Annotated in this window: 9 protein-coding genes (2 of these 9 running past the window's edge); 3 read left to right on the top strand and 6 right to left on the bottom strand. The window is 38.1% G+C overall.

Annotated features, from left to right (window positions below; translation table 11 throughout):
- A protein-coding gene (locus FHG67_RS02245) for a hypothetical protein (protein ID WP_004502638.1) crosses the window boundary here: on the top strand, positions 1-384 show its 3' portion. It extends 123 nt beyond the left edge of the window; 384 of the gene's 507 nt are visible here — the last part of the coding sequence; the start codon falls outside the window, past its left edge; it ends in the stop codon at positions 382-384.
- 180 nt (positions 385-564) lie between these two features.
- Here FHG67_RS02245 and FHG67_RS02235 read toward each other — a convergent pair whose 3' ends face one another.
- On the bottom strand, positions 565-780 hold the full coding sequence (locus tag FHG67_RS02235) for a hypothetical protein (protein ID WP_002633516.1): 216 nt from the start codon (positions 778-780) through the stop codon (positions 565-567).
- 110 nt (positions 781-890) lie between these two features.
- Here FHG67_RS02235 and FHG67_RS02230 point away from each other — a divergent pair, with 110 nt between their 5' ends.
- Positions 891-1,937: a helix-turn-helix transcriptional regulator gene (locus tag FHG67_RS02230; protein ID WP_002633504.1), complete on the top strand. Its 1,047-nt coding sequence runs from the start codon at positions 891-893 to the stop codon at positions 1,935-1,937.
- A gap of 63 nt (positions 1,938-2,000) precedes the next feature.
- Here the strand turns inward: FHG67_RS02230 and FHG67_RS02225 are convergent, their stop codons facing one another.
- A complete protein-coding gene (locus FHG67_RS02225; protein ID WP_004502650.1) occupies positions 2,001-2,423 on the bottom strand; it encodes a VOC family protein in 423 nt (140 codons plus the stop codon).
- A 976-nt stretch (positions 2,424-3,399) separates the two neighbouring features.
- On the opposite strand from FHG67_RS02225, the gene FHG67_RS02220 reads away from it, so the two are divergent.
- Entirely contained in the window at positions 3,400-3,735 is a 336-nt protein-coding gene (locus FHG67_RS02220; RefSeq protein WP_004500929.1) for an LIC10421/LIC12816 family protein, read from the top strand.
- Between the two features lie 617 nt (positions 3,736-4,352).
- Here FHG67_RS02220 and FHG67_RS02210 read toward each other — a convergent pair.
- From FHG67_RS02210 to polA, 4 genes are all read right to left on the bottom strand, one after another.
- Positions 4,353-5,444 carry a hypothetical protein gene (locus tag FHG67_RS02210; RefSeq protein ID WP_004501806.1) on the bottom strand — a complete coding sequence of 364 codons (1,092 nt, stop codon included), beginning with the start codon at positions 5,442-5,444 and terminating at the stop codon, positions 4,353-4,355.
- Positions 5,445-5,536: 92 nt separating this feature from the next.
- The gene (locus tag FHG67_RS02205; RefSeq protein WP_061230987.1) at positions 5,537-6,316 is read right to left on the bottom strand and encodes a GNAT family N-acetyltransferase; all 780 of its coding nucleotides are present in this window, start codon (positions 6,314-6,316) and stop codon (positions 5,537-5,539) included.
- 1,075 nt (positions 6,317-7,391) lie between these two features.
- Entirely contained in the window at positions 7,392-8,189 is a 798-nt protein-coding gene (locus tag FHG67_RS02200; protein WP_002616868.1) for a hypothetical protein, read from the bottom strand.
- A gap of 620 nt (positions 8,190-8,809) precedes the next feature.
- On the bottom strand, positions 8,810-10,000 hold the final stretch of the coding sequence (gene polA / locus FHG67_RS02190; protein ID WP_002616876.1) for a DNA polymerase I. The gene runs 1,569 nt beyond the window's last position; the window shows 1,191 of its 2,760 coding nt (coding positions 1,570-2,760); its start codon lies off the right edge, out of view; its stop codon occupies positions 8,810-8,812.

The raw sequence follows: 10,000 nt of genomic DNA, 5'->3' as shown, positions 1-10,000 counted from the left end.
TCGGTCTCCGAAAAAGTTCTTTTTATCGCGGTTACTTTTCAGCTTTTATTCAGCCTTTCGACTTGGATCGAATATACGATTCACTTAGGCGGAGAAGAAACCGAAAGCATCAGAGTTTCGTCTAACTTCTATTTTATCTTTCTTTCCGCTGGCGTTTTTTTCTTTGGCTCTTTCTGGCGTTCTCATTGGCTGGGTTCTTTTCTTTCGAGCGTTCAATTTCTTCTCGGATTAGGCGCGTTAGCCGGAGTTTTTTTTCCGGAATCTTTTTTCGTAAGTTTTCTTAGAGAGGACGATTACGTTTTCAGTTGGAAATTTTACGCGTTTTTAAGCGCTTGGGGTTTTACCACTTTGCTTTCTCTAAAATTGTTTTTTGAGAAAGAATAAAAAACATTATCCCTATTTCTTCTCCGATACGACGCAAAGGAAAATATTTCCAACTTTAAAAAATTCTCAGGCAACGGGCGAACTTTTCGAGTTGCAAAAGTACGAACGAGAGCGAGCAAATTTGAACGAAAAGCCGCCAGAAAAAAAGAAAAAGCCGAATCTTCTTTCGGTTTGTAATTCTTACTTATTTTTAAAGAGATTTCTTATGCTGATCCAAATTTCGGGGAGATAAGCTCCAATTACGATTAGAGCCAAACCGCTGAGAGTCCATTTTGTAATCAAAACGTTTTCCGTAAAACGAGTTAGCCCCACGTTTAAAATACTAATGTACCAACCGATTGCGATGAGAGTCAAGCCGACGGCGTGTGGAATTATGTAATTCAAAATCGTGTTCATATTGATTCCTTCGGATAAAATCTACAATAAGGAGATTTTGTCGGAAAAGCGAATGGATTCAAGTGGTTTTCGAGTTGATTAGAATTTCGAGTTTCGGAAAGTTTCTAGCTATGTCAGAAATTCAAAATTGGAACGAGGACGATTTTCCGATTCCCGTAAAAGAGGCCGGAAAAGCCGAATCCAGGCTTTCCGCTCTATTGTTCAATTTGTTAAGTCGCCATTCTCCGATAAATTTTACGAAAATTCGTTCTTTGCTCCCAGACCACTATCAGAATTTGGAAAACCCGGATTCGGACCGGAAAAAACTTTCCAGAGACGTAGAGGAATTGGGGGAACTCGGCTTTTTGGTTCGTTCCACACAGGAGGGTTACGTTCTCGATCGAAACGTATCCAATCGGGAATTGAGATTGGAAAAAGAGGAATTGCGGGTGCTTGCGGAAGCGATTCTTAGATCGTATCAAGAAACTCCTTCTTTGGAACTGTATTCTTTGTCTCAAAAGTTATTCGAGGGAAAACTCGATGTTTATCCCGAATTGGAAATGGATCTGAAAACTCAAAAGTCGTTGAGTCAAGCGGAAGGAAACGAGTCGGAGCAACTTTTGAAAAAACTTTTAGAAGCTTTGAAAACGAAATCTCCCGTTCAATTTCTATATTATAAAACCTTTCCGGAAGAAACCTATCGGGTGGAAGCCGATCCGATTCGGTTGATTCGAAAAAATTCGGAGGACTATTATCTTCTCGCCTACGACAGAAAAAAAAGAGAAAGAAGGAGATTCATTATTCCCAAAATCACGAGGGTGGAAACGATCGCGGAAAATCCTCTTTATCAACCTCAAGGGCAGAAAAAGGAAAGTTCACAGGATTGGGTTTTGCACCCTGCTCTCTTTCAGGTACATGACCCGATAGAAGTCGAATTAATTTGCGATCCGGAATTCTCGTACAAAGTTCGAAATTCGATATCAGAAATTTCTTATGAAGAATTTTCGGGGGATTCGTTTCGACTTAAGGTAACAAATCGAGAAGGACTTTTCCCGTTATTGATCGAAGCGAGAGATTCGATTCGATCAATTCTTCCGACGTCCGTAGCTTCGGATTTCAGAAAGTATATGGAACAAATCGCAATTAACTACCGAATGATTGTCGCTGATTTCTTTTAAGACTTTGGGGACGGCCTCTAAATTTTTGCCTGATATAAAGTTTGAGACGGAGAGAAGTAATATTCACCATTCTCCGGTGTTGGGCATGGATACCCAAGGCTCTTCCGGCGGAAGTGCGTGTCCTTTTTGGAGAAGTTCGATTGAAATGAGATCGGGAGAACGAAGGAAGGCCATTCTTCCATCTCGGGGAGGACGATTGATTGTGATTCCTCTGGAAACGATTTTGGAACAAGTTTGGTAGATATTTTCCACTTCGAAAGCTAAATGGCCGAAGTTTCTTCCACTTGTATAGAGTTCTTTTTGTCCCCAGTTGTAAGTTAGTTCGATTTCAGGCGCGTCGGTTTCTCCGGTTGATAAGAAAACAAGCGTGTATTTGCCTTCAGGATGTTCTTTTTTACGAACAACGACGAGTTCTAGCGTTATACAGAAAAAATCCAAAGCTTTTTCGAGATCTAAGACCCGTATCATAGTGTGAAGGTATTTCATAGTAATCTCTTCTTTTCCAAATCCTCACGATTTGGGGAATGGCAATTTGTAGAATTGAAATTTTTTTAGGTTTGTTTTTTTGGAGATTTTGTGGGAACTCCCAAAGTTTTTTCAAGGTGAGTTTTGGTTTTATCTTATTTTTACGGATTTTGGGAGAATTTTTTTCGAGCTTAAAATTTCAGGATTTTACCTCCTTTTGAAGTACTGAAAACGTAGGAACTCCTAAAAGAGCTTCTATTTCAGTAAATAACGTGAATTCGGCGTAAGAAATTCATGATTCATCTTTCTGTAGGAAGTTGGAATTTGAACTCTGTAAATCTATTCTTAAAATGTGGGAACTACAACAAATCGCGATTTTACGAGCAAATTTTAAAAGCAGGAATTTCTACTTTTAGAAAATTTTTCTCATTTTCTTATGCCGAACTCACCTTCAATAAGAGCGGTTGAATTTTTAGAAGACTTGATTTTAATTTCGATAATATTTTTCAATTTTTAGAAAATTTGTTCAATATATTCTCTATTTCTAAAAAATAAATGTCTATAAATTAAGCAAAAGCTAATTAGCTAAGCATTTATTCGGATTTTTTCCAAAATGGAGCTTTGATTAATTATAATGAATATAATTTCCTCATTTGTAAAAGTAATTTAGAAAAAAAATCGTTTATAAAATGAAAGTTACTGTATTCAAGTTCGACAATCGTATTTTGATTACGCATACTTTTATATATTGTGTTTGTTGGAATCAATCCCAGAAAAAAATCGTAAAAACTAAGCTTATTAGAATAAAAATGTACGATTTCCGACCATTTTAAGCCGAGAGTGCTTCATGGAAATAGAATATGCAGAATTCATAAAGTGTTTGGATGGTGTTAAAAAAAGGAGCGCAAATTTTTTTTGATTTATTTCTTAAGGCGGTAAGTCAAGTTAGTATCGGGGATTCGTTCTTCGAAGAAAATGTTCATCTGAGGTTTCAATAATGAAAATAAACAAACTGATTTCTATAATTTCCCTTCTTGGCTTGTTCGCTACAAGTTCTCTATTTGCGGTGTCGGAAGAAGTTGAGGATCAGCTTTTGGAAAAGGCGATTTTTGAAAGTGCGGTTACCAAAGAACAAAAGACTGCGGTTGGAAATTATTTGAAAGCGATTGCACAACAAAAGGCGAATAGAGCCGAAGAACTTCGAGAACTTGCAAGAAGATCTACGGGCGGAAAATTTCTCGCAAGTAATGTTCAATCTCAAAAATATCTGAAACAAGCCCAAGTACTGGAAAAAGAAGTTCAAAGATACCAATCCGTTCTTGGAAATTTTTAATTCTCCATTCATCTTGTTTGATAGACCAAGTAAAAAGGCGCTTTTTAAGCGCCTTTTTTATTGCGCTGAATCGTTTGAGATTTATGGGAAGTGGGGACGCATTGAACAAAAAATATTATTTGATCGAGCTTCCACGGAGGAATCTGAGAAAGATTGTAAATGCAAGTCGGCGGATCTTTCTTTTGCTCGGAGAATATTCGAGCAAAAGCCCGGACCTTTTTGTTCGAATATTTTTTCGTCTATCAAGAGATCTGTAATTTCATAGATTATATATTCCTTTATCTTATGAGTACAAATGAATTTTGGAATAGGCAAACCAAACATTCGATTCGGTCGGGTTCCTCAATCTAAGGCGTAAAAAATGAAACGAGCTTCGTGTTGGAAAAAGTAAATATCCAGAACGGAAACGAAATCAGAGCCTGCTCTACTCCTATAAAATACCGCCAGTTGAGCACAAATCCCGCGTTTAGGCGGAGAATTTTGGACACTCTCCTTTATGGAGATGAATAAAATCTTAAAACGTGGAAAACCAGGTGTTTTATTACGAACTTACAGTTAATTTTTTTTAAGATATTGGATCGATTTTATATATTAAATAATTATAATATTTAGATATTTTATTTTAAAATTCCGGAGGCAGTATCCGGGTAAATTTGGGAGGCTAAGATGAAAATAAAAACGCTGACGGCGATTCCCATTGACGCGAGTAATACGTCTTTTCCCACCTTTCGAAACGTTTCCAAGTAAGGAAGATCCCTAAAAGTCATGAAGTTGAGAATGATTTCCCGACCTGCGAGCATTCCTAAAAATACCCAAGTGGTCGACATGGGCATTTGACTCCATTCATGAAAGACAATCAGAATGGTGCCGTAAACCAAATCCACAATTGTTGCGGCTTTGGACCATTGAATATCCGATTTTTCAGTTACAATTTCTTGAATAGTACCGCCGTTTGTATAAAGAATAATTCCTAAAGCAACGACAAGTATTCCGACTGCGAGGATAAATTCTAAGATAGAAAGTTGTCTGGGAAGATAAATTACAATGTTTGCCGCGTCTTGGCGTAACCAAGCGACCCAAAGATAAATTGTAGATAACCATTGAAAAATAGCCCAACGTTTTTCGCTTCTCGGATCGGGAATATGATCCTCAGTATATTCTTTCGGATCGATTTTTACCAAAACTCCCCAAACAAAAATTGCAACGCCGAATGCAATTCCGTAGCCGAAAAAGGATTTGGTCAGCATCTTTTCGATATTATTTCCGCTGAAAAGTCCCAAGATCAAAAAGGTGGTTGAAATAGGAGACTTCAGTCGCGTGATTACAACTAGAATCAACGGAGCTAAAAGTTGTATAAGATTGAATCTTCGAACTTCTGGAAAATTTTCCAAACGCCCGAAATGAATCTGGAAATCATTCCAAATCCAAGTACCTAAAAAAATAATGACGATTGTCCCCCCTAAAACAATTAACTTTGAGACCCAATGAACCGCTCTTTTACTTTCTATAAAAGTTCCGATTGTTTGTACCGCGTCGTTTCCGGCTACGGAAAATGCGCTGATAAAAAATGCAAACCAGCCTAAATAGTAAGAAGGAGATCCGAATTGATAAGCGACAAGCATCAGAATTCCGGCTATCGCGACCAAAGAGTAAAATCGGATTTGATCTCGGATACTAGGATGTTGAAAATCTATTTCGTTTTGTTTCATCAGGAGAGATATCTCTAAGCAAAGGCTTAAAAAGATATTAATAAAATGCCGGAACTCCCGTCAAGGGGTTCCGGTGTGGTGATATAAGGGTTTTAATCTAGGAAACGTTTTCCGTATTTGGATTGTATGTCATGCACATCGAAGAGAATGAAAAAGTCGATAGTTTTAAAAACCTTGTCCCAAGCGGGAATTCCGCAAATTTGAGAACCCGCTCTGATATATCCCTTAATCAAAGCCGGAATTCTTTTATAAACGGCTTTCATATCATCCACTTGATAGTTCGGATCGAAGCCAGGAATTTCAAAACCCGGAAGAGGAGTTACGTCGAATTCTTTTCTTACAAGAGCGTTCTTATCTTTTAAATAGGCGTAAACTTCATTAGCGGATCGCGTGTCGGTATGATGAATTGAACCGCATCCGAAAAGATATCTAATGTTATGTTTCTGCATATAAGCCCCTAACCCAGCCCAGAGCATTGAAATCACGGATCCGTCCCTGTATTCGGGGTGAACACAACTTCTGCCTATCTCTGCGGTTTCAGCGTCCAATTCGTAAATTTTAGTGATATCGAATTCATTGTCGGAATAAAAGCCTAGGTTTTGTTTTGCGACGAATCTACGGAGAATTCGATACGTCCCAACGATTTTGTTTTCTCGGTTCTTATCGATCACGATTAAATGGTCGCAGAAAAGATCATACTCGTCTCTGTCTTTGCGCGTTGCCGCGGATTGAGGAAGTCCTTCACCCAATTCTAGATTGAAAACTTCGTAACGAAGTGCGAGAGTGCGCTCTATTTCCAACTGGTTTTCGGCGATTCGAACTTCCAATTTTCGTTCTGTTTTGGTATTATTACCTACGAAATTCGTTCCCATAGTAGCATCCTTCGGTTTTGAATTGTGCATTATCTTATTCGTTCTGTTTACGTTCAGATTACATGGGAAATAAATTTCTGTGACTTGATAGGGTGAAATGTGACGAGGCTTACGAGCGATCAATGAAGCGCAGCGACAATTTATGGAACCGCTGTGTTTTGGTATTTTTGAGTTCTATAGAATTAAGTACCGTAAGTTTTTATTGTAAAGTGCCGTCGGAATGTAAAATATTTGATACTCTGTTATATAGCTCCGAAGAAATTTAAAGCTTTCTGCATGATCTTTTCATATTCAGTTTTATCAAAGAAAATAGCTTCCATATTTGTTATTAATTAACGTGAGTTCGGCCTAAGAAAGTTTGGGCGAATAAGAAACTAAAGTGTTGCTCTCTAACATAACCAATCCCACAAATACTTGGATCCGAAGATAAATCTGTCGGAATTCCGACAGTGAAACTTACCCACAACGCGACCTAAACACCGACCCATAGGAAGGTGTTTACTGAGTTTAGGAAACGTTGTGCCTGAGTTTCCCCTGATTTTTGGGTGGTTGGGCCGAATAAACTCTATTTCGCTCTCTAAGGGCCGCGAAATAGGCGGAAAGGTTCGGGAGATTTTTCTCTATAAGAAAATGATACTTTTTGCAAATAAAAAGTATCATTCTTGTCGGAACACTTGAAAAATATCAGTTTTTGATCCTTATTACCCCAAAAGTCTTCTTAATTTGCGGGGTTGGTTACGGCTCTTTACGGATCGCAACATAATAATCGCTTTCGCATTTTGTTATACCGAACTCACGTTAATTAGAAAAGATTTTTCATTGATTAAAAAATCAAGAGATGAACGCTCGGTTTTGTAACTTGAACTCGATGTGAATCCTTTTCTGTTTAGAATCGTAAAACCAAGTTGTGATAGCATTACTATTTATATCCTGAATAGAATTGTTGAAAAATTAATTTTCTTCGAATAGGAAAAATCGTTTGTAGATATGGATTTTTCAAAAACTCTAATATTCCTTTTCGATCATCAATTTATCTTTTTGTTCGCTAAAAACAATATTCAAAATTTTCGCCTAACTATGTTTCCGCAACGCTCAATTTGATCGTATCTAAGATCTTGCTTACTTTTTTATCAAACTTCTTATTGAAGACGAAAGAGTTTAAAGTTTTTTCCAAAAATAGAATCATTTCAACCGCTTTCCATTCAAGAACGTCCTTATGATTACGAACTTTACCGGAGTGAAGATAGGTGGAAATTCCACGAATTGATTCGTTTTTAAAATCCCTTCTTAAAGCAAAAAACAGAGCTTGCGCTTCCGGGGTTAGAAAGCGGAATTTTTTCGAAAATAAAACGGCATCATGAAAATACTCGGGACGAATTACCGCGCCGTTCAATCGAAGAGATAAGATTAAGAATCCTATAAAATCGGAAATTTGGTGAAAGATTCCAAGCCCCGGAACGTCTTGCCCGGGATACAGCCGATTTTTATCCATAGATTGATATTTCGGATGACGTGTCTGTAACCAATTGATGATAAGATACTTTTCCTTAAAGTAGTAATCGTTGATTTCTAACCTATATTCCTGTATGCTCAGACGAAGATGTAATAAGATCTCCTTATCGAAAATTAATACGAGCCTTTGAAAGTCCTGTCCCATACCCGAAATTTCAAGTTGAACTTTTTGATAACCTTTCTTTCGAATTTCTGGAAGAACTCCGGTGATTTCCAACAACTCCAAAATGTTCTCTCTTGTTAAGGAGTTAAAAAGATTACCCTCTTGAAACGAAAAAATCGAATCATCTAGACCGACAGTTAGGAACTCGTCGTATACGAAGTCAAAAAATCTAGGGTTATTATAACTCGATTTAGCCATATAAAGTATAGAAGGTTTTTAAAACGAAATCTTCTTGTTTTTCAATTCTATCAAGATCTTTTAGTATTTTCTTTTTTTTCAAGGAGAGTCCTCAGCGAAAAAAGAACGATTTAAAGCCGGATGCAGTAATCGGTATACAAGTACGTAATCTTACAAAGCCGATTGCAGAATCAAGTCCGTCCGTTACTCGAATCGGAATGACGATATAGTTTTTCCCAATTCTTCGATTTATTCTGAACGTGTCTAACCTACTTGTAAACGATTTTTGCTCCCCTATCCCGCAAAGACTAAGCCTCGGTTCAATCATATTTTTCGGTATTTTACTATGTTCGTTACAAAAACTGAGGAAAAAATTTCCGAAAAAACTTGCGGCTCCAATATCGTTTTTTCCCCGTTCGGTTTCTTCTTCGGAGAATAAATTATCGGCTATAGATTTCGTCGAATCTGCAGTCCGTAAGATACCCTACTTATCTCTATATAATAGAGTGTCCAAAATTCTGCGTCTAAACGCAGGATTTATGCTCAAATAAACGGTATTCCTTTATATAGGGATCAGTAATTTGTTTTAAAAATTAGGATGAGATGGGGAATAATTCCTATTTGTAGTTTCGTTCTAAACTCTAATGGGCTTCGTCCCAGTTGACTCCGAATTTTCCTTCCACAAGGATCGGAAGATCCAAAGGCATCGCATTTTCCATATGTTTTTTCATGGAGGTTTTGAATTCTTCCTTTTCCTTTTTGTGAACTTCGAAGACAAGTTCGTCGTGAACTTGCAATAACATTCTGGATCTGTAATGTTTTTTCTCGATGTCTTCGTGGATATTAATCATCGCAATTTTTATCATATCCGCGCTTGTTCCCTGGACCGGGCTATTGATCGCGATTCTTTTTGCCGCCTCTTTCGCAGATTTGTGAGTACTGTTAATATCGATTATCGGGCGACGACGACCGGTTAACGTTTGAACGTAACCGTTTTTTTCGGCAAACTCGACCATCGACTCCATATAACTTTTCACTCCCGGATACTGTGTCATATAACGTTCGATGAATGATTTCGCTTCGTCTCTTGGAATTCTAAGATTGCGGCTGAGTCCGTAGGGGGTCACTCCGTAGATTACGGAAAAATTGACGACCTTGGCCTTATCCCTCATTTCGGGCGTGACTTCTTTTTCGGGTACTCCGTACAAGGCGGCTGCGGTCCTTATGTGAATATCCAAGCCGTGATTGTACGCTTCCAACATCGCAGGATCCTTGGATATGTGAGCCATGATTCTAAGTTCAATCTGAGAATAATCCAAACTTAGAATTTCATACTCATCAGAATCAACGGTAAATCCTTTTCGAAGCAGCCTACCTTCTCGGTCTCGAATCGGTATGTTTTGTAAATTCGGATCGGTAGAGGATAATCTTCCTGTGGCCGCGATTGTTTGGTTGTAACTTGTGTGAATTCTTCCGGTCCGAGGATTTACCATTTTGGGAAGAGCGTCGACGTACGTGGATTTGAGTTTGGTGTATTTCCTGTAATCCAAAAGTTTTTCTACAATCGGATGTTCTCCCAGGAGTTCTTCTAAAACTTCGTGATCGGTGGAGTAACCGGTTTGAGTTTTTTTGACGATTTTTAATTTTAAATCGTCGAAAAGAATTTTCTGTAGCTCCTTCGTAGAAGCGATGTTAAACGATCTGCCCGCTTGTCTGTGAATTTCGGATTCTAGATGACGGATTTCGCGATCGAAGTCACGAGCCAATTCCTCGAAATAAGGAACGTCGAGAGCGATGCCGGTCTTTTCCATCTTCGCAAGCACGGAAATCAA

The organism is Leptospira weilii (genome assembly GCF_006874765.1).
GTDB lineage: Bacteria > Spirochaetota > Leptospiria > Leptospirales > Leptospiraceae > Leptospira > Leptospira weilii.
Note: the sequence above shows the minus strand (reverse complement) of the source record. Positions and strands in the feature narration are given on the sequence as shown.

Excerpts from the sequence above, each read along its gene's own strand:
- FHG67_RS02230 (WP_002633504.1), top strand. The coding sequence starts at position 891 with ATGTCAGAAATTCAAAATTGGAACGAGGACGATTTTCCGATTCCCGTA.
- FHG67_RS02220 (WP_004500929.1), top strand. The coding sequence starts at position 3,400 with ATGAAAATAAACAAACTGATTTCTATAATTTCCCTTCTTGGCTTGTTC.
- FHG67_RS02205 (WP_061230987.1), bottom strand. The coding sequence starts at position 6,316 with ATGGGAACGAATTTCGTAGGTAATAATACCAAAACAGAACGAAAATTG.
- FHG67_RS02235 (WP_002633516.1), bottom strand. The coding sequence starts at position 780 with ATGAACACGATTTTGAATTACATAATTCCACACGCCGTCGGCTTGACT.
- FHG67_RS02210 (WP_004501806.1), bottom strand. The coding sequence starts at position 5,444 with ATGAAACAAAACGAAATAGATTTTCAACATCCTAGTATCCGAGATCAA.
- FHG67_RS02225 (WP_004502650.1), bottom strand. The coding sequence starts at position 2,423 with ATGAAATACCTTCACACTATGATACGGGTCTTAGATCTCGAAAAAGCT.
- FHG67_RS02200 (WP_002616868.1), bottom strand. The coding sequence starts at position 8,189 with ATGGCTAAATCGAGTTATAATAACCCTAGATTTTTTGACTTCGTATAC.